Origin of the sequence: Nonomuraea sp. WAC 01424 (genome assembly GCF_003947315.1) — a bacterium.
In the GTDB taxonomy this organism is placed as follows: domain Bacteria; phylum Actinomycetota; class Actinomycetes; order Streptosporangiales; family Streptosporangiaceae; genus Nonomuraea; species Nonomuraea spiralis.
The window spans coordinates 223,983-243,692 of sequence record NZ_QHHZ01000011.1; the positions used below are offsets into that span (position 1 = coordinate 223,983).

The 19,710-nt window shown below is 73.9% G+C and carries 15 protein-coding genes; 3 read left to right on the forward strand and 12 right to left on the reverse strand.

All coding sequences use genetic code 11. The features are described 5' to 3' along the window. Positions 1–166 precede the first annotated feature (166 nt). A complete protein-coding gene (locus tag DMB42_RS29505; protein ID WP_125638581.1) occupies positions 167–1,315 on the forward strand; it encodes a mandelate racemase/muconate lactonizing enzyme family protein in 1,149 nt (382 codons plus the stop codon). Positions 1,316–1,417: 102 nt separating this feature from the next. On the opposite strand, the gene DMB42_RS29510 is transcribed toward DMB42_RS29505, so the two are convergent. From DMB42_RS29510 to DMB42_RS29555, 10 genes are all read right to left on the reverse strand, one after another. Further along, a complete protein-coding gene (locus DMB42_RS29510; RefSeq protein WP_125638584.1) occupies positions 1,418–2,425 on the reverse strand; it encodes a dihydrodipicolinate synthase family protein in 1,008 nt (335 codons plus the stop codon). A 1-nt stretch (position 2,426) separates the two neighbouring features. Continuing rightward, complete coding sequence (locus tag DMB42_RS29515; RefSeq protein ID WP_125638587.1) at positions 2,427–3,452, reverse strand: NAD(P)-dependent oxidoreductase; 1,026 nt, start codon at positions 3,450–3,452, stop codon at positions 2,427–2,429. Next, a complete protein-coding gene (locus tag DMB42_RS29520) occupies positions 3,439–4,878 on the reverse strand; it encodes a beta-N-acetylhexosaminidase (RefSeq protein ID WP_185844924.1) in 1,440 nt (479 codons plus the stop codon). Before DMB42_RS29520 ends, DMB42_RS29515 begins: the two co-directional genes overlap by 14 nt. Then, positions 4,875–5,645, reverse strand: a complete 771-nt coding sequence (locus DMB42_RS29525; RefSeq protein ID WP_125638593.1) for a sugar phosphate isomerase/epimerase — start codon at positions 5,643–5,645, stop codon at positions 4,875–4,877. The genes DMB42_RS29520 and DMB42_RS29525 overlap by 4 nt, the downstream gene beginning before the upstream one ends. Beyond that, positions 5,642–6,649, reverse strand: a complete 1,008-nt coding sequence (locus tag DMB42_RS29530) for a Gfo/Idh/MocA family protein (RefSeq protein WP_125638596.1) — start codon at positions 6,647–6,649, stop codon at positions 5,642–5,644. Before DMB42_RS29530 ends, DMB42_RS29525 begins: the two co-directional genes overlap by 4 nt. A gap of 34 nt (positions 6,650–6,683) precedes the next feature. Further along, entirely contained in the window at positions 6,684–7,496 is an 813-nt protein-coding gene (locus tag DMB42_RS29535; protein ID WP_125638599.1) for a carbohydrate ABC transporter permease, read from the reverse strand. Next, the gene (locus tag DMB42_RS29540) at positions 7,489–8,421 is read right to left on the reverse strand and encodes a carbohydrate ABC transporter permease (RefSeq protein ID WP_221762405.1); all 933 of its coding nucleotides are present in this window, start codon (positions 8,419–8,421) and stop codon (positions 7,489–7,491) included. Before DMB42_RS29540 ends, DMB42_RS29535 begins: the two co-directional genes overlap by 8 nt. Then, positions 8,418–9,710, reverse strand: a complete 1,293-nt coding sequence (locus DMB42_RS29545; protein WP_125638602.1) for a sugar ABC transporter substrate-binding protein — start codon at positions 9,708–9,710, stop codon at positions 8,418–8,420. The genes DMB42_RS29540 and DMB42_RS29545 overlap by 4 nt, the downstream gene beginning before the upstream one ends. Before the next feature lie 54 nt (positions 9,711–9,764). Further along, the gene (locus DMB42_RS29550; RefSeq protein WP_221762406.1) at positions 9,765–10,880 is read right to left on the reverse strand and encodes a GntR family transcriptional regulator; all 1,116 of its coding nucleotides are present in this window, start codon (positions 10,878–10,880) and stop codon (positions 9,765–9,767) included. Positions 10,881–10,993: 113 nt separating this feature from the next. Further along, positions 10,994–13,204 (reverse strand): fibronectin type III domain-containing protein, encoded by a 2,211-nt coding sequence (locus DMB42_RS29555; RefSeq protein WP_125638608.1) that lies wholly within the window; start codon positions 13,202–13,204, stop codon positions 10,994–10,996. Positions 13,205–13,541: 337 nt separating this feature from the next. Here DMB42_RS29555 and DMB42_RS29560 point away from each other — a divergent pair, with 337 nt between their 5' ends. Then, positions 13,542–13,988, forward strand: coding sequence for a hypothetical protein (locus DMB42_RS29560; protein WP_125638611.1), 447 nt, complete (start codon positions 13,542–13,544; stop codon positions 13,986–13,988). A gap of 23 nt (positions 13,989–14,011) precedes the next feature. On the opposite strand, the gene DMB42_RS29565 is transcribed toward DMB42_RS29560, so the two are convergent. Next, on the reverse strand, positions 14,012–15,319 hold the full coding sequence (locus DMB42_RS29565; RefSeq protein WP_125638614.1) for an FAD-binding oxidoreductase: 1,308 nt from the start codon (positions 15,317–15,319) through the stop codon (positions 14,012–14,014). Between the two features lie 105 nt (positions 15,320–15,424). On the opposite strand from DMB42_RS29565, the gene DMB42_RS29570 reads away from it, so the two are divergent. Further along, complete coding sequence (locus DMB42_RS29570) at positions 15,425–18,601, forward strand: AfsR/SARP family transcriptional regulator (RefSeq protein ID WP_125638617.1); 3,177 nt, start codon at positions 15,425–15,427, stop codon at positions 18,599–18,601. A gap of 24 nt (positions 18,602–18,625) precedes the next feature. On the opposite strand, the gene DMB42_RS29575 is transcribed toward DMB42_RS29570, so the two are convergent. Continuing rightward, positions 18,626–19,654 (reverse strand): alcohol dehydrogenase catalytic domain-containing protein, encoded by a 1,029-nt coding sequence (locus DMB42_RS29575; protein ID WP_125638620.1) that lies wholly within the window; start codon positions 19,652–19,654, stop codon positions 18,626–18,628. Positions 19,655–19,710: the final 56 nt, after the last annotated feature.

Here is a 19,710-nt window from a genome sequence, read left to right on the forward strand (position 1 = left end):
CCGGGGCGGGCGGCCGGTCAACGTCCGGATGCGGCCACGGCCCGGGGCGAAAGGGTCGCGGCATTTGCCACATGAATTCCTGCCATTGATTCGTGAATCATTTTCGGCATGCTAGATTCGGGACGCTGAAATGCCGGTGGAAGCATGAATTCCTGCCCTTTGGAGAATGATGGAATCGCTGGTCGTGGAGCGGATTGAGATATTCGTCGTGGAATTGCCGTCGATCCGCTCGTTCAGTATTTCCGGCGGAAACGTCACCACTGCGGGAAAGCCCGCCGAACGGGTTCTCGTCAAGGTGACGGCTGGCGGGGTGACCGGTTGGGGCGAGGCGACGCCGACACCCGCCTGGACGTACGAGACCGTCGAGTCGATCTCGACCACGATCGCCGGCTACCTGGCCCCCGCCCTGCTCGGCCGCCCCGCCTGGGACCTGGACGGCGCCTGCGCCGCGTACGAGAAGGTGATCAACCGCGGGCTGACGATCGGGTCGCCCATCGCCAAGTCCGCGCTCGACATCGCGCTGCACGACGTGCTCGGCCGGGCGCTCGGGGTGTCCGTCGGCGTGTTGTGGGGCCAGCGCCGCCTCGACCGGATCACGCTCGGCTGGATCGTGGCCGGTCAGACGCCCGGCGAGGTACGCCAGGCGGTCGAGGAGGGCCGGGCGCAGGGGTACGGCGCGTACAAGGTCAAGGTGGGCCTGCACGACGAGGCGACGGACGTGTCCGTCGTCGCGGCGGTCAGGGAGGCGGCCCCGGACGCGCCCCTGTGGGTGGACGCGAACCAGGCCTACACCGTGGACGGCGCGCTGCGCATGGCACGCCGGCTCGCCGACCTGGACGTGACGGCGTTCGAGCAGCCGCTGCCCGCCAACGACGTCACCGGGCTGCGCCGCCTGCGCGACCACAGCCCGCTGCCGGTCGCGCTGGACGAGAGCCTGCGCCACCCCTCCGACCTGGCCACGTTCGTCAAGCTCGACGCCGTCGACATCGCCATCGCGAAGGTGCAGCGGTCGGGCGGCCTGACGTTGTCACGCCGGTTGTGCCAGCTCGCCGAGGACGCCGGGCTGCGCGTCATGGGGTCGGGGCTGACGGACACCGACCTGGGGTTCGCCGCCTCGCTGCACCTGTTCGCGGCCTTCGGCGTGGACACCCCGGTCGATCTCAACGGCCGCCAGTTCGTGCACTCGGCGTACGTCGGCGGCCGGACGGTGGAGGTCTCGGACGGGACGGCCCTGGTGCCCACCGGCCCCGGCCTCGGCGTCGAGGTGGACGAGGACGCCGTCCACGCCCTGGCGACGGCCCACTGGACGGTCTGACCCACGCGGCGGGAAGCGCCACAAGCGCCGGGCCGGGGCCGGGAGTGACTTTCTCCCGGCCCCGGCCCGGCGGCGGTCAGTTGAGCCAGGGCTCCGCAGTGGTCAGCGCAGCCAGTCGTCCAGGTGCGCGGCGACGAACTCGTCGTCCACCAGCCACGGATAGTCCGCGCGCACCCGCGCGATCTCCCCGGCCTGCCCCGGCGACAACCCCTCACGCGGGTCGAGGCACCACGTCCCGGCCAGCAGCCCCTGGCCGCGCAGCACCTCGTGCACCCCGGCGATGCAGCCGTGGAAGCCGCCCGCCACGTCGAACACCGCGCCGTTGGCGTCCGTGAGGTCGGCCGCGCGGGCCAGCAGGGAACGCAGGACCTCGTCGTCCCCGGCCCACGCCCGGCGGACCTCCTCGAACATCAGCACCGCGGCCCGCGTCCACACCGCCCACTGGCCGAGCAGCCCGCCCACCATACGGCGGCCCGCGACGGGGGCGAGCAGGTCGGCCAGGATGTTGTCGTCGTTGCCGGTGTAGAGCGCGATGTCGTCACCGCGTCCCGAGGCGGCCACCGCGCGGACCACGTCGACCGTGCGGTACCGGTCGAAGGGCGCCATCTTGATCGCCACGACCGACTCCTGCTCGCTCAGCGACCTCCAGTACGACGGGCTCAGCCGCTGCCCGCCCACCGCCTCCTGGAGGTAGAAGCCGATCACCGGCAGAACCTCGCCCACCGCCCTGGCCCGCGCCAGCAGCTCAGGCTCGCCCGCGCCGGGCACCTTGGGCGACAGCAGCACGGCGTGGTAGCCGAGCGAGGCCGCCAGCTCCGCCTCCGCCACGGCCTGGGCGGTGTCGCCGCACGCCCCCGCGACCATGACGAACGGCCGGTCCGCCTCCTTCGCCACGACCTCGGCGGCGATCTCCAGCACCGGCCGCAGCAGCCCCGCCTCGCGGATCTCGAACTGCGTGGTGTGCACCGCGACGGCCACGCCACCCGCCCCCGAGGCGAGGTAGTAGCGGGTGAGCGCGCGCTGGCGGCGTTCGTCGAGGGTGCGCCCGCCGGTCAGCGCCAGCGGGTGGGCGGGGATGACCGTCCCCTCCCGCAGCAGGCCGATCGACATCTCAGAACCTCCCGTCGCGTACCGCGAACTTGGTCGGCTTGCCCGACAGGGGCAGCCCGCGCGACAGCCAGCCGGCCTGCCACGCGATCAGGGTGTCCAGCGGCACGTCCGGGTAGCCGAACAGGCCGTGGCAGCGGGAGGCGTCGCTGAGCAGCGCGGTGCCGCTCTCGGCGCCGGTGAAGGACGCCTCGGTCCCCATCGCGGCGGCCAGCCGGGCCGCCGTGCGCCGCACCGAGGCGGTCTCCGGCCCGGTCAGGTTCAGCGTGAACGCCTCCGGGGCACGCGCGTGCCGCAACGACCGCAGCGCGACCTCGTTCGCGTACCCCTGCCACACGACGTTGACGTGGCCGGTGGTGAGGTCGACCGGCTCGCCGGCCGACACCGTGGCCGCGAGGTCGGCCAGCACGCCGTAGCGCAGGTCGACCGCGTAGTTCAGGCGCAGGATCGCGACCCTGGTCCCGTACGCGGCGGCGGCGTGCTCGAAGACGCGCTCCCGGCCGAGGCAGCTCATCGCGTACTCGCCCACCGGGTCCGGCCGGTCCTCCTCCGCGCTGCCGCCGCGGGCCACGTCCACCAGCGGGTACACGTTGCCGGTGGAGAACGCCGCGATCGAGGAGCCCCGGTAGCGCCGGGCGACGGCCGCAGGCAGCGCCGCGTTGACCGCCCACGCCTGGTACGGCGCCGCCGACGTGCCGAACTTGGCGCCGACCATGAACACGACGTTCGCCGCGTCGGGCAGCCCGGCCAGGTCGTCGCCGCCCATCAGGTCGTGGGCGACCACGTCGGCGCCCTCGTCCGCCAGCGCCCGCGCCGCCCGGCCGTCCGACCAGCGGGACACGGCGTACACGCGGGCCGAGCCACGGCCCGCGGCGTCCAGGGCGCGGCGGGCCAGCCGGACCAGGCTCGGGCCCATCTTGCCGCCCGCGCCGAGCACGACGAGGTCGCCGTCCAGGTGGGCGGCGTCGGCGACCAGCGTGGCCGAAGGCGTGGCCAGCCGCTCCTCAAGCTCTTGTTCAGAGGTGAACACGCGCAGTCCCTTCAGGCCGCCGGTAGGCCACGCCCAGCCGGTCGAGGAGCGGCAGGTGATCGGCCAGCCGCCGGGTGAATCCGCCCAGGTCCCGTCCCGCCGACCAGGCGGCCTCGGCCACGGCGCACAGGCGGGGGAAGGCGTTGTAGTCGAAGCGGTCCCTGGTGGGCAGGTACTCGCCCCACAGCTGGGCCTGCATGCCGAGGACGGACTCGCCCGCGTCGTAGCCGTACACCGTCTCCAGGGGGAGCGGGCCGGCGATGCTGACCGGCTCGCCCGGCCCGTCGGACTCGGCGTAGTCGAGGTAGGTGTGCGTGTGCGGCGCGGCGACCACGTCGTGCCCGGCGCGCAGGGCCGCCTCGATCCGGTCCACGCCTCGCCAGGCCATGATCACCATGTCCTCGGGCGGGTCGTGGTCGAGCATGTCGTCCCAGGCCACCGCGCGCCGGCCGAGCCCGCGCAGGTGATCGGCCAGGAGCCGGCCCCACCAGCCGAGCAGCGCCTGCGACCCGTCGAGCCCGGCGCTCGCCACGCGCCGCGCGGCCTCGGGGCTCGCCGCCCACTCCGCGCCGCGCACCTCGTCCCCGCCGATGTGCACGTACGGGGACGGGAACACCTCGCACAACTCGTCGAGCACGTCCCGGGCGAACCCGGCGACCCGGTCGCCGACGCCGAGCACGTGGGAGGAGATGCCCCACGAGGTCCGCACCCGTACGGGCGTCGCGGAGGGGTGACCGAGCCACGGGTAGGCGGCGATGGCGGCCTGCGAGTGGCCGGGGAACTCGATCTCGGGCACCACGTTCACGCCGCGCGCCGCCGCGTAGGCCACCAGGTCGCGCAGCTCGCGCTGGGTGTAGAAGCCGCCGTGCGGGGTGCCGTCGAACCTGCCCTCCCGGGCGTGCCCGGCGGGGGACTCGGTGCGGTGGGCCCCGACCTCGGTAAGGCGCGGGTGGCCGCGTACCTCGAACCGCCAGCCCTGGTCGTCGGTCAGGTGCAGGTGCAGCACGTTGAACTTGTGCAGCGCCAGCAGGTCGACGTACGAACGCAGGAACGACATCGGCCGCCACCAGCGGGCCACGTCGATCAGCACGCCGCGCCAGGCGTACCTGGGCACGTCGCGCACGGTCCCGCAGGGCACGCCGCCGGGGCCGTCGAGCTGGCGCAACGTCTGCACACCCCAGCGCAGCCCGGCCAGGTCCGCGGCGGCGATCTCGGCCTGCTCCGGCGTGACGGTGAGCGTGTAACCCTCCGCACCGAGCGACGGGTCGGCCACCAGGCGCAACACGATCTCCTCCGGGCCGTCGCCGTGCGTGGCCGGGCCGAGCAGTTCCCTGGCCAGGGCGGCGTGCGGCCCACGTACGGGCGCGCGCACGCCCGGCTGGAACGTTCCCTCTGCCGGATGCGCCGAGGCGACCAGCGGGATCATCGGCCCAGCACCGTTCGGAAGGCGGTGAGGGCCTCGCCGACGGGCGCCGCGTCGGGGTACCAGGCGCGTTCCCATTCCAGGGCGAGGCAGCCCCCGTACCCGAGCCTGGCGAGCTCGGCCAGCACGCCGGGCACGCCCACCGCGCCCCGGCCCGGCAACACCGGCGCCAGGTCGGCGGGCGAGGCCGCGTCCTTGATCTGCACGTGCCGCAGGTACGGCGCCAGCGCGTCCGCGGTGTCCGCGGCGCTCTCACCGGCCCGCCACGGGTTGACCACGTCCCACAGCGCGCCCACCCGCGGCGAGCCGACCCCGGCCAGCACCCCGGCGACCGCCGCGCCCGTCAGGAACACGTCGTGCGTCTCCAGCAGCACGTCCACACCGTTGTCCGGCAACCGGCCGACCACCTCCGCGAGCCTCCGAGTCGCGGCGGCGGCCGGGTCGTCCTGCCCTTCGACCCCGCCGAAGACCCGTACGAACGGCGAGCCGAGCGCCTCGGCGATCTCGACGTGGCGCAGCACCTCGGCCACGGGGTCGCCGTCCGGGCGGGCCACCCGGGTGTAGGAGCACACGGCGACGATCCCGATCCCGGCGGCGGCGAACGAACGGGCGATCGAGGCCAGCTCGCCGGCGGGCGTGTCCGGCGCGACGATCTCACCCTCGGCGCAGCGCAGCTCGACGGCGGCGCAGCCGTACCGGGAGGCGGTGGCGATGACCTCCTCGGCCGGGGCGCCCGGCATGCCGAGCGTGCTGAACGCGAGCGGGTTCATGGTTGTCCCTTCACTGTGACGGTGGAACCCCGGCGGGCGGACTCGTAGACGGCCAGGGCGACGTCGAGGACCGACAGGGCGTACTCGGGGGTGACCTCGGGGGCCGTGCGCCCGGCGCAGGCACGCGCGAAGTCGGCGAGCTGCGCGGCGAACGCGGTGGCCATCTCGCCGATGCCGGGCGCGGCGACCTGGGTGGCGACGCCGCCGCGGAAGGACCAGACGCCCTCGCCCCGGCTGATGCGCAGCGCGCCCTCGCCGCACACGATCTCCGACTCGTCGGTGAACGGCAGGCCGGTGCCGGTGACGGAGATCGCCGAACGGGTGCCGTCGGCGTGCCGGGCCAGGGCGACCGCCTCGGTCTCGACCGCCGCGTCGGCCGGACCGGCGACGTGCGCGGTGACCTCGGTGATCGGCGAGCCGACGAGCATCTGGAGCTTGTCGATGCTGTGGGTGCCGACGTTGAGCACGATGCCGCCGCCCGCCATGTCGGCGTCGAGGAACCAGCGGGGCCGCGAGGGGTCGGCGTAGTCGGCGGTACGCCGCTCCGAGGCCACCACGACCCGGCCGAGCTCGCCGGAGGCGAGGAAGCCGGCCGCCGCGCGCAACATCGGGACGAAGCGCAGGACGTGCCCGACCGCGAACACGACGCCCGCCGCCCGGCACGCCTCGATCATGCGGACGGCGTCCTCGCGAGTGGTGGCGATCGGCTTCTCCACGAGCACGTGCAGCCCGGCCGCGGCGGCGTCGAGGGTGATCGGGGCGTGCAACGCGTGCGGGACGGTGATCACGACCGCGTCGAGGCCGCCCGCGTCGAGCATCGCCCGGTGGTCGGTGAAGACGCGGGCGCCCGCCTCGGCGGCCAGCTTCTCGGCCGCCTCGGCGCGTACGTCGCACACCGCGGTGACCTTCACCTGCCCGGCGCTCTGGCGGGCGGCGGCCACGTGGAACTCCGCGATGGTGCCCGCGCCGATGACGCCCAGGCGCAGCCCGGATGTTGTGGTCACGATTTCCTTTCCGGATCGGACGGAGGGCCTGATCTCAGCCCTTGAGACCCGCGGACATGGTTCCGCGGACGAAGTAACGCTGGGCCAGCACGAACACGATCAGCATCGGCAGCAGGCTCATCATCGCCGCGGCCGTCACGAGCTGGTCGTTGCCGACGAACTGCCCCTTGAGGCTCAGCACGCCGACCGGCAGCGTGTAGTTCTCCGGCGAGGTGAGGTAGATCGTGGGCTCCAGCACGGCCTTCCACGAGGTGGTGAAGGTGAAGACCGCGAGCGTGGCCAGGGCGGGCTTGGCCAGCGGCAGGTGGATGCGCCAGAACACCTGCCAGGGGTTGGCGCCGTCCAGGCCCGCCGCCTCCTCGAAGTCCTTGGGGATGCCGAGGAACGTCTGCCGCATCAGGAAGATCCCGATGGGCGTGGCCAGCCAGTACGGCACGATGAGCGGCAGCAGCGAGTCCAGCCAGCCCAGCGACCGGAACAACAGGAAGTTCGGGACGATCGTGATGACGGTCGGCAACATCATCGTCCCCAGGGCCATCGTGAGCAGCGCCTGCTTGCCCGGCAGCCGCATCCTGGCCAGCGAGTGGCCGACCATGGCGCTGGTCAGCACGTTCCCGGCGACCGCGAGCACCGCGATCACGAGGCTGTTGACCAGGTACAGCCCGAACGGCGTACGCCGCCACACCTCGGCGTAGTTGTCCCATTGGACCGGGTCGGGCAGCCACACCGGCGGCACCTGGATGTACTGGGCGAAGCTCTTCAGCGAGTTCCCCAGCGCCGCGGCGAACGGCAGCAGCATGACCGCCGCGCCCGCCAGCACCAGCACGTACGAGACGGTCTTACGCATAGTGCACCCACCTGCGCTGGAGCCGGAACTGCACCAGGGTCAGCGCGAGCACCAGCACGAACAGCACCCACGCCACGGCCGAGGCGTAGCCCATCTGGAAGAACTGGAAACCCTGCCGGTAGAGGTAGAGCACGGTCAGCTCGCTGGCGCCGTGCGGCCCGCCGTCGGTCATCACGAAGACCTGCTCGAACGACTGCAACGTCTCGATCGAGGTGAGCACCAGCACCAGGAACGTGGTGCCGGAGATGCCCGGCAGGGTGATGTACCGGAACCGGTTCCAGGCCGACGCGCCGTCGATCCTGGCCGCCTCGTAGCGTTCCTCGGGGATGGCCTGCAGGCCCGCCAGGAAGAGCACCGTCATGTAGCCGACGCCCTTCCACACCGCGACCGCCGCCAGCGTGGGGATCACCAGCGCCGGATCCTGCAACCAGTTCTCGGCCGGCAGCCCGAGGAGGCCGAGCACCTGGTTGGCGATGCCCGTCTGCGGGTTGAAGACCGCGTCGGCGACGTAGGCGACCACCACCCACGAGGACACGACCGGGACGAAGTAGGCCGCCCGGAACAACGCCATGCCGCGCAGTCGCTGGTTGAGCGCGACCGCCAGGGCCGCCGCCGCCGCCGTCTGGGCCGGTACGAACAACACCGCGAAGTAGACGGTGTTGCCGAGCGTGCGCCAGAAGACCGGGTCGCCGAACAGGCGGGTGAAGTTGCCGAACCCGACGAACCTCGGCGGGGACATCAGGTCGTACTCGGTCATGCTGAAGAACAGCGAGGCCAGCAGCGGCCAGGCGGCCAGCGCGACCAGGTGCAGGAGGTAGGGCGAGGCGAAGGCGAAGGCCCAGGCCCGCTCGCCCGAGCGCCGCTTGGGCGCGGGTGGCCGCGGCTCGGCGGCCACCCGTCCGGAACGCCTGGTGAGCACCGTCACTGCGTCTTCCCCGCGTAGAAGCGGTCGATGACCTCCTGGGCCTCCTTCTGGCCGGTCTGGAGCGCGGTGGCGACCGGCGTGGCGCCCGACAGGGCCTCGTTCATGCGCTTGGCCAGGGCCTCGGTGTACTCCGACCACACGGCGTTGGTGCCGAGGTCGGTGGCCGCGTCGAGCGACTCCAGGAAGACCGGGCCGCGGTCGGCGGGCAGGGCCGTGGAGGCGACCTTCTTGTTGATCGGGATCGCCTCGCCGAGCTCGGCCCACTTGCGCTGCGGGCCCTCGCCCGAGAAGAACGTGATCCACTTCCACGCCGCGTCGGCCTGCGGCGCGGAGGCGGCCTTGCTGACCACCCACGAGTTGACGATCGCGACGTTGCCGCGCCCGGCCGGGCCCTTCGGCAGCGGCGCCACGCCGAAGTCGACGCCCGCGCTCACCGCCGGCAGCGTACGGGCGTAGATGCCGTACGACATGGCGACCCGGCCGGTGGCGAACAGCGTGTGCACGACGCCCTTGCCCATGGCCTCGGTGGTCACGTAGTCGGGGGCGAAGCCGTCCTTGCCCATGGCGCGCAACATCCAGTCGAGCCCGGCCGTGGACTGCGGGCTGTCGACGACCACCTTGCGGCCCCCGTCGGTGACGACGTCGCCGCCGAACGCCTTGACGATCGGCCACCAGCTCTCGGTGAAACCCGGCGAGTACGCGCGGAAGCCGTAGGTGTCGGGCTTGCCGTCGCCGTTGGCGTCCTTGGTGAGCTTCTTGGCCGCGGCGGCCAGGTCGTCGTAGGTCCACTCGGCCGTCGGCTCGGCGACCTTGGCCTCGGCGAACAGCTTCTTGTTGTAGAACAGCACCGGCGTCTGGGCGCCCTGCGGGAAGCCGAAGACCCGGCCCTGGGCGTCGCGGTTGAGGTCGATGCCGGAATAGTCGGCAGCGCTGACGGTCTTGACCCGGTCGCTCAGGTCGGCCAGCGCGCCCCGGGCGGCGAACTCCTGCACGAGCACGCCGTCGGACAACCACACCTGGGGCGCCTGCCCGCCGGCGATCTGCGTCCTTAGCCGTTCGAAGAACTTGACGTACGGCGCGACCTCAAGCTGCACCTTGATCGAGGGATTGGCGGCCGTGAACTCCTTGACGAGCTCCCGCATGGTCGTGTCGGCCGGGTCACCGGCGGCGGCGTAGAAGCCGAGCTTCAGGGTGACCGCTCCGGAGTCGGCGGCCTGGCCGCCGCACGACGCCGTGCCGGCCACGGTGAGGACGGCCACCGCGGCAGCGGCGAGCACGCGCACTCTCATTGGATCCTCCAACAGGAACGAAGAGGGGGGAAGGGGGTGAGGGGGAGGCCGGCGTCACGTCGGGACGCGGACCTCGACCAGGGTGCCGGAGGCGGCTCCGCAGGAGGCGCGCACGGCCAGGCGGGGCTGCAGCACGACCCGGCAGACCGGGGCGGCGGGACCGAGTTCGATCCGGCGCAGCAGCAGTTCGGTCGCCATGCGGCCCACCTCGGCCTTGGGCGGCGAGACCGCGGTGAGCGGCACCTCCGACAGGTCGGCGACCTCGTCGTCGTAGGCGACCACGGCGATGTCGTCGGGCACGGTCAGACCGACCCGGCGCAGGTAGGGCAGGAGCGCGGTGGCCTCGCGGTCGCCGAGGCACACCACCGCGCGCACCTTCTCGGCGACCAGCGAGTTGGCGTAGGCCAGCATGTCGGGCCCGGTCCAGACGGGCTGCCTGGCCACGGCCTCCGGGATCTCCGGAAGACCGAGGTCGGCGACGGCCTGGCGGTATCCCGCGAAGACCTGCTCGGAGCTGGCGGTGCCGCTCCGGCCGAGGTAGCCGATCCGGCCGCGGCCGAGCCCGCTGAGGTGCTGCACCGCGGCGTAGCCGCCGCCGTGCACGTCGGTGCAGACGTAGGAGGTGGGGTCGGCCGGGCGGGGGTCGGCCGGCCGGCGTTCCACCAGCACGTACGGCACGGGCAGGCCCAGCAGGCCGGCCAGGTGGGCGTCGGGGTCGGCGGTGAGGTGCAGGTTGGGCACCAGGAGCAGGCCGGCCACGCCGACGTCGACGAGCTGCTGGATCTGCCCGGCCTCGACGTCGGGGTCGTAGTTGGAGCAGGCCAGCACGAGCTGCACGCCGGCGGCGGTGGCCGCCCCTTCGATGCCTTGCACGACCTGCGGGAAGTAGTAGGTGGTCGACGGGACGAGCGCGCCGATGAGACGCGGCCTGGCCCCCGGGGTGACGGAGCTGGTCACGAAGGTGCCCGACCCCTGCCGGCGCCGGACGAGGCCCTCCTCGACCAGGAGGTCGACCGCGCGGCGCACGGTGTTCACCCCGACCGAGTACGTCCCGGCCAGCTCCGACTCGGTCGGCAGCCTGCCGCCGACCGGCCAGCGGCCCTGCACGATCTCCTGCCGCAGGCGCGCCGCGAGGGTGCGGAATCGCCTTCCCCTTGGGAGGGAATTCATTCCTTCAGGTGGCTCCATGACGAGATTCTTCTCGTCATTCAGAAGTACTGTCAACCCTAAATTCACTCCGTTATTCGGTGCTTATAAGGAATGAATTCACTCCTCAAGAGTGATTACCAGCGGGCCGTGACGTCCTTGTCGCGGTCGTAGGCGGTGGCCCAGTAGCGGCCGGCGGCGGTCAGGCGGTGACCGGCGAAGCCGACCTCGCCGGTCGGCTGCTTCAGCGCCTCCGACGTCGCGGTGGCCCAGCCGTCGGCGCCCGCGGTCACGGTCACGTACCGGCCGGCGGAGAAGGTGAAGCGCCCGCGTACGGTGGCGGCCACCGGCTGCCCGCTCTCCTTGTCCACCACGCGCAGCCGTACGCGGGCCACGCCGTCGTCCACCGTCACCGCCATCGACTCCACGACCATGGGACGCAGCTCCGTCGTACCGGTCGTCACGGTGACGGGCGCGGAGGGCGGGCCGCGGTGCCCGGCCACGTCCACCGGGACGATCCGGTAGTGGTAGGCGGTGGCGGGCAGTAGGCCGGCGTCGGTGTGGGTGAGGCCGCGCGCCTTACCGGCCAGCGTGCCGGGGCCCGGGGTGAAGTCCGGCTCGGCCGAGCGGTGCACCTCGTAGTAGGCGACCTCGGTGTCGTCGCGCGCCCGCCCGTACGTCAGGTCCACCGTGGCGTGGTCGAACGCGACGGCGCGCGGCGGCGAGGCCACCCCGGTGGGCGGCCCGGAGTCGGCGGGCGGCTCCGGCCACCGGGCCGAGGGGCCCCAGACCGTGGGCAGCTCCCGGTAGGAGTCGTAGTGGTGCAGCGCGATCCCGGCGAAGGCCGGGCTGCCCGAGAACGCCTGGGAGACCTTGGCCAGCTCGGTCTCCAGCGCGTCCCTGCCCTCCTCTCGGAAGGTGATGCTGGAGGGATCGCCGCTGGTCGCGATGTCCAGCGTCTCCACCCCGACCACCACCGACAGCGGCTTGCCGATGCGCTCGGCGTAGGCGAGCTCGCCCGCCGCCTGCGCGATGATGCCGACGCCGCCGTCCGCCTGGTCGCGGTAGTCCATGATCGCGACGTAGTCGCTGAGGTCCTGGATGTGCTCGGCCATGGTGCGGGTCGTCCCGCCGTACGGGATGCCGGTGCAGCAGGCGGAGGTGTCCAGCCAGCGCGGCACGGCCGGGCCGAACAGCAGCGGCTGCCCGGAGGCGTCCCGGCGCGCGATCATCGCGCGCAGCGTGTCCAGCCACTGCACCTGCACGTCGGGCTTGCCGCTGGTGAACCAGGGCAGGCTGTACGGCTCGATGTCGACGTTGATCCCGTCGAACCGCGCGCCCGGCTTCGAGGACAGGTTGTAGTCGAGCACCCGCTCCATCTCCCGTACGGCGCGCTCCCGGTAACGCGACAGCGCGCCCAGGTACGGCGGCCGCGTCCCACCGGCCACGGTGGCGTGCACCTTCATGCCCCGGCCGTGCGCCCAGGCCACCAGGTCGCGCAGCTCAGGACGCGCGTCCTCCAGCAGGTCGCGTCCCGCGTAGGTGTCCACGCCCAGATAGAGGGTCGATCCGGCGGGCAGGACGGTCTCCAGCAGGCGGCGCGAGCCCGGGTTGAGCACCAGGTTGTAGGACGCCTTCTCCCAGATCCACATCGCCCGGTCCTGCCGGTGCGGCACGGGAGGCCGCTTCGCCGCCGCGCCGAGCGCCACGTACGTGGTGGACGACCTGGACACATGGCCGCGGGCGTCGACCGTCTCCGCCTCCAGGCTCGCCATGACGTCGCCGTACCGCGCCGGGTCCACCAGCGTGACGTAACGGCCTCTCGCCCCGGCGGCGCGCTGCCAGGGGCCGCCGTTGACACGCACCCGGACCGTACGCACGTCCGCGCCGGTCACGTCCACCCTGACCGGCGTGGGACGGGTGAGCCGGGCGCCGTCGGCGGGCTCGGCGATGGCCACTTGCGGCGCTCTGGCCTGCGGGTTGTCCACGCGCAGGGTCAGCGGCCGGGACCAGGCGCCGTAGCGGGTGTCGGCGGCGGTCGCCTTGGCGTAGACCTCGATCTCGCCGTCCAGCGCGCGGGTGTCGAGGTCGTAGGACCAGGTCCCGCTGTCGTCGGCGTCGGGGTCGCTGACCGTGGCCCGCTCGACGCGCTCGCCGTCCACCACGAGCGTCACGTCGTAGGCGCCGGTGAAGCGGCCGGTGAGCCGTACCAGGCCGGGGGCGGGCTCGGAGGAGTCGATCACCACCGACGGGGGGTCCGCCGCCGCGTGGGCCGTGCCCGGCGTCGTGATGGTCAGCGGTAGGGCGAGCAGGAGTGCGCCCGGGATTCTCCACAGCCCTGCGGGCATGAAGCCACCTCCATAGGAATGAATTAATGCCGGAAATGGATAAGTCCGGACATCAAATCCGTGAGATGGCGAAACCATAGCCCCGAATTCCGGCGACAAAAATGGCATGAATTCCAGCCACTCTTGCGCGGGGGGTTCTCGGGGTGGGAGGGGGTGGGGTTTTGGGGGCCGCCTTCGTGCGGGGGGGCTCATGGAGGAGGCTTCGGGGCCGCGCGGGCCGCGCGGGCCGCGCGGGTCGTGGGGGGCGTGCGGGGATTTCGCGGGTCCCTCTGGTGGGGGAGGGGGTTCCCGCGTGATGGGGAGTGGGGGTGGCCGGGTGGTCTCTAGCGTCGCGGGCATGGTTGACATTCATCGTCCGCGACGCTGGCCGGCGTACGCGCTGGCGGCGCTGATGCTCGGGTACGCCGCCGGAAAGGCGGACTTCGCCGCGCAGGGCAGGCTCGGCTTCCCCGGTGGGCCGCCCGTGCCGGCGGCCGAGGCCGCGGGTTACTTCCTGGACCCGTCCCTCGCGCAGTGGTTCGCGGCGGGCTCGGGAGTGCTGCGCGCGTGCGTCGCCCTGGCCACGGTCACCGCGGCGGGCCGCCGCCTCCCGAGGGGCCCGTTGCTCGCCGTGCTGGCCGTGATGCTGCTGGCCGTCGGCGGGGGCGCGGCCATCATGATCCTGGACGGCTTCGTCGGCATCGGCATCGGCTGGCGCTGGTACCACGGGGTCGCCGGGATCGTCGTGATCGTCCTGGGCCTGGAGACGGCCCGTTCCTACCTGTCGTCGCCCCGCCGTCCGTAGCCGCACGCCGCCCCCGGCGGGGGTCAGGCGAGGACGGGGAAGTTGCTGCGGAAGGTGTCGCGGGGGTCGCGGGTGCGCTTGATCTCCTGGAGCCGGGCCAGGTCGGCCGGGGTGAAGGCGGCGGCCGCGCGTTCGCCGGGCGCCAGGAACGTGAACGGCTTGCGCCCCGACGTGTACGGCACCAGCGCCCCCGTCAGCCGTTCCATACGCTCGCGTACGGCCGCGCCGCCGTCCTGGCCGGGGATGCCGAACAGGTACAACGCGTACGGCTCGTCCAGGTGCCCGGCCGGGGTGCCGGACGGGCGGGCCAGCGTGCCGCCCAGGTGCCGGAGCTGGACGCTGAGCAGCGGGTCGATGGGCTCGTCCAGCAGCGCCGCCGCGACCTCGTCGGTCAGTCCTGTCAGCAGCTCGGCGCGGGACACGCCGGGCCCGGGGTCGGTGGGCTCGGCGGTGATGCCGCCCAGTTCGGCGACCGGGAGCACGGCGCGGGAGTCGGACAGCCGCCCCGCGACCTTCTCCAGCGGGCGCATCAGCGTCTCGGCGTCGCCGCCCGCGCCGAGGAACGTGGCGTCCACCGCGACCAGGGGAGCCGCGCCGGGGAACTGCAGGAGGTCGTACCAGAGGGTCAGCTCCTCCGGCGCGGTGGCGGTGACCTCGCGGTAGGCGTCCAGGACGGCCGGGGCCATCGCGGCGGGCCACAGCAGGCGGCCGCCGTACAGGGTGGGGGCGGGGTGCAGGTCGAACTCGATCGCGGTCACGACGGCGAAGTCGCCGCCGCCGCCGCGCAGCGCCCAGAACAGGTCGGGGTCGCTGTCCGCGGTCACCCGGACGAGCTCGCCCGAGGCGTCCACGGCCTCGAACGCGCGCACGCTCCGCGAGGCGAAGCCGTGCCTGCGGCCGAACCAGCTCAGGCCGCCGCCCAGGGTGTAGCCGGCGACGGTGACCGCGGGGCTGCTGCCGGCCAGGCCGGTCAGCCCGTACGGGCTCGCCGCCTCCAGCACGCGCCCCCACTTGACGCCCGCACCGGCCCTGGCGACCCGCTCGACCGGGTCCACCCGCAGGTCGTCCAGGCGGCCGGTGCGCAGCAGGACCACGCCGTCGTTGTCGCCGGTGGCCCCGTGGCCGCTCGGCTGGGCGGCGACGGTCAGCCCGGCCAGGCGGGCGTGCCGGACCAGGGCGACGACGTCCTCGGCGTCGGCGGCCTCGACCACGGCCCGTACGGGCTGCTCGACCGCCAGGTTCCAGGGCCGCCTGGCCTGCTCGAAACCCTCGTCGCCGGCCGTGAGCACCGTGCCGCGGAGCACGCCGCGCAGTTCGTCCCTGATGTCCATGTTCTTGCCTTTCGTCGCTGTTTCCTGGTCGATGGCTCTACTGTGCCGGGGGCGAGCTGGGGCCGAGCTGGGATCGAGTTGAGGTGCCGTAGGGTGGGGACGGACATGACGGGGTTGGAGTTTCGGCTGTTCGGGCCGCTTGAAGTCACCGGCGGCGGGCAAGGCGCGCTGGATCTCGGCACGCGCAAGCAGCGTGCCCTGGTCGCGATGCTGGCCCTGGAGCCCGGCCGGGTGGTCTCACTCGACCGGCTGATCGACGAGCTGTGGGCCGGGGAGCCGCCCGCCGGGGCCACCCGCACGCTTCAGGCGTACATCGCCCACCTGCGCCGCGTCCTCGCACCCGACCGGCCGCCGCGCACGCCCCCGCACGTCCTGCTGACCCGCGAGCCCGGCTACCTGCTCGCCGTCGCGCCGGGACAGATCGACCTGTGGCGCTTCGCCGCCTGGGCCGGCGAGGGCCGCACGGCGCTGGCGGGCGGCTCACCCGGCAAGGCCGTCGAGCTGCTCGACCGGGCACTCGGGTTGTGGCGCGGCGACCCGCTGGGGGAGTTCGCCGGGCAGGAGTTCGCTCAGCCCGTGGCCGCCCGGCTCGCCGAGACGCGCGTCACGGCGCTGGAGGACCGCTTCGACGCCCGGCTGGCGCTGGGCGAGGACGCGCCCCTGGTCCCCGGGCTGGAGGCGCTGGTCGAGGCCGAGCCGTACCGGGAGCGTGCCTGGTCGCTGCTCGTACGCGCGCTCTACCGGGCCGGACGGCAGGCCGAGGCGCTGGCCGCGCTGCGCCGCGTACGGGAGCGGTTGTCGGCCGACCTCGGGCTCAGTCCGGGCCCCGACCTGCGGGAGCTGGAACGGGCGGTGTTCGAGCAGGCGCCCGAGTTGCGGCCGTCCGTGCCCGAACCGGTGGCGGCCCTCGTACCGGCCGCGCCCGAGCCGGAGCAGGACGGCCTCATCGCGCGCTCGGCCGAGCTGGAGCTCGTGGCGCGGCGGCTGGGCGGCGTGCGGCGCGGCGAGGGCGGAGCCGTGCTGGTCACGGGGGAGGCGGGCATCGGCAAGACCCGGTTCGTCCGGGCCGCCGCCGACCTGGCCGCGGCGCGCGGCTTCCGGGTCGCGTGGGGACGCTGCGCCGACCGTACCGCCCCGGCCTTCTGGCCCTGGACGCAGATCCTGCGCGAGGCCGGCGACACCTCCGGACTGCTGTCCGGCCGGTCGCCCGCCCCCGAGCAGGACCTGTTCGGCCTGTACGAGCGGGTCCTCGACGTCCTGAACGGCCCCGACACGCCCCTGGCCGTCGTCTTGGAGGACCTCCACTGGGCCGACGTGTCCTCGTTGCGGCTGCTGGAGTTCGTCGCCGAGTCCGCCCTCCGCCGCCGGCTGCTCGTGCTGGTCACCTGCCGTCCCGAGCCCGGCGACCATCCCCGCGAGCTGCGCGAGACGCTGGCCGGCCTGGCGCGTTCGGGCGAGCGGCTGGAGCTGCCGCCGTTCACGCCGGGCGACGTGGCGTCCTTCCTGCGGGCCAAGCGGGTCGCCGACCAGCCCGGCCTGGTCGAGGCGCTGCTCGACCGCACCGGCGGCAACCCGTTCTACCTGGGCGAGGTCCTGCGCCTGCCCGGCGGCGAGCGTACGGTCCCGAGCGGCGTGCGGGACGTGATCGAGCGCCGCGTCGCCCGCCTGCCCGAGGAGACCCGCGACCTGCTCGCCGCCGCCGCGGTCGCCGGTCGTGACGTCTCCGCCGCCGTGCTGGAGAGCGTCACGGACAGCACCGCCGAGCAGGTGATGGCCGCCCTCGAACCGGCCGTCGCGACCGGACTGCTGGTCGAGCCGCGTACCGGGGCCGACTACCGCTTCTCCCACGCCCTCGTCCAGGAGGCCCTGTACGCCGGGCTCAGCCGCCTCGACCGCGCGCGCCTGCACCTGCGTACGGGAGAGGCGCTCGAACCCGTCCTGCCCGAGTCGCAGTCGGCCACGCTGGCCCACCACTTCTCCCAGGCCGGCCGCCTGGCCGACGCGGACAGGACCGTGCAGCACGCCTCCCGCGCCGCCCGCCACGCCGCCGCCCAGCTCGCCCACACCGAGGCGGCCGGCTTCTGGACGCTGGCCCTGTCCGCGCTCGCCCCCGGCCGCGACGCCGAACGCGCCCGCCTGCTCACCGAGCTCGGCCACGCCCACCGCGCCGCCGGACACCCCGAGGACGCGCGCCACGACTGGGAGGAGGCGATCCGCCTGGCCAGGGCGGCCGGTGACCGGGACGCGCTCGTCCCCGCGATCACCGCCGTGGGCGGCCCGGCCCTGTGGAACTGGCGCCCGTACGGCGTCGTGGACACCGACCTGGTCACCGTCATCGAAGACCTGCTGGCCGGCCCGCTCCCGGACGCCGACCGCGCCGGCCTGCTCGGCACCCTCGCCCTGGAGCTGCACTACGGCCCGCGCGGCGCCGAGGGCGAACGCCACGCCGCCGAGGCCGTCGCCCTGGCCAGGAAAACCGGCGACACGCCGCTCCTGGCCCGCACGATGAACAACTACCTGCTCGCCGCGTTCCGCCCCGGCAGCAATGCCGAGCGGCGCGCCATGGCCGAGGAGCTGGCCGCACTGCCCGGCCTGCCGGTCAGCGGCGAGGTGATGGCACGGGTCTTCCTCATGTCCTGCCTGCTGCGCGACGGCGACCTGCCCGCCTGGGACCGCGAGCTGGCCCGCTGCGAGGCGCTGCTGGCCGCGACGCCGCGCCCGGAGCTGGAGTCGATGGTCCGCATCGCCCAGACCGCCCGCAGCACCCTCGACGGCCGGTGGGAGGAGGCCGAGCGCCTGCTCGCCGAGCACGGCGACATGCGGTTCGGCCCGACGGTGTGGGGCGGCACGTTCCGGCGGCTGGTGACCACGTTCACCTGCCGGCGCGGGCAGGGGCGGGTGGCCGAGACCGTGGAGGAGCTGGTGGCCGCCGCCGGTGAGCCGCACCTCGTGCCCCTGCGGCCGGTCGCCGTGCTGGCCGCCGCCGAGGCGGGCCGCCCGGAACTGGCCCATGACCTGATCGCGCGCTGGGGGACCGACGTCCCCGACGACTGGGTCGCCGACTTCCTCGTGCCGGTCTGGGGGCTGGTCGCCGCCCGGCTCGGCGTGCCCGACCCGCGCGCGCTCTACGACCGCCTGCTCCCGTACGCCGGCCAGTTCGTGGTGGCCGGAATGGGCACCGCCTGCTGGGGCTCCACCCACCTCGTACTGGCCCGGCTGGCCCGCCGCCTCGGCGCCGAGGACGCCGCCCGCGCCCACACCCTGGCCGCCGCCCGCGCGTAGGTCCCGGTCGTGACGTCCGGACGCTCAGTTGCCGGTGGTCAGGACCATGCGGAAGCGGGCCTGGCCGGCGAGCATCCGCTGGTACGCCCCGGCGGCCTCCTCCAGCGGGACCTCCTCCGTCCACGCCCGCACGCCGCTCCGGGCGGCGAACCGCATGGTGTCCTGGGTGTCCACGGCGATGCCGGAGGCGTGCCCGTACACCCGCCGGGCGCCGCTCACGAGCTGGAGGGGCGCGACGTTCAGCGGTTCGGTGTCGATGCCGACGGTGATCAGCTCGCCGCGTCTGCCCAGCCCGTCGATCGTGGCCGACATCGCCGCGGAGCTGGTCACCGTGGCCAGCACCACCTTGGCCCCGCCCAGCTCCAGCAGCTCGCCGGCCACCTGCCCGGCGGCGCCGTCGATGTAGTGGGAGGCGCCGAGCTCGCGCGCCAGCGGCTCCTTGTCGGGGCCGCGGGCGATCGCGACCGTCTCGAAGCCCATCTTCGCGGCGAACTGCACGCCGAGGTGCCCGAGGCCGCCCAGGCCGAGGATCGCGACGGTGTCGCCCGGCCGCGCCGAGCTGCGCCGCAGCGCGTTGTACACGGTCACGCCCGCGCAGGCCAGCGGGGCCGCCTGCACCGCCGTCAGCTCGTCGGGGATCGCGGCCAGGGCCACGGCCGGCACCACGACGAAGTCGGCGAACCCGCCCGGATAGGCGGCGCCCGGCACCTGGAGCTCGGGGCACAACACGCCGTCGCCCTCGCGGCAGGCGTCGCAGTGGCCGCAGCTGCCGCCGTACCAGCCGACGGCCACCCGGTCGCCGACGGACCAGCCGGCGACGCCGTCGCCGATCGCGCGGACGCGCCCCGCGATCTCGTGGCCGGGCGTGACGGGGAAGGTGGTGTCCCGGATCGCGCCGCTGATGATCAGCGCGTCGGAGTGGCACACCCCGCACGCCTCGACGGTGACCCGTACCTCGCCGGGGCCCGGGTCGCGGGTGTCCGCCCACACCGGCGACAGGTCGCCGCCGGGCTCGGCGACCTGGATGGAACGTTCCAGGGCGGAGGACGGCATGGCGTCTCCTTCGTACGGGAAGCGGCGGCCTCACCGGAGACCCTCACAAGGCCACC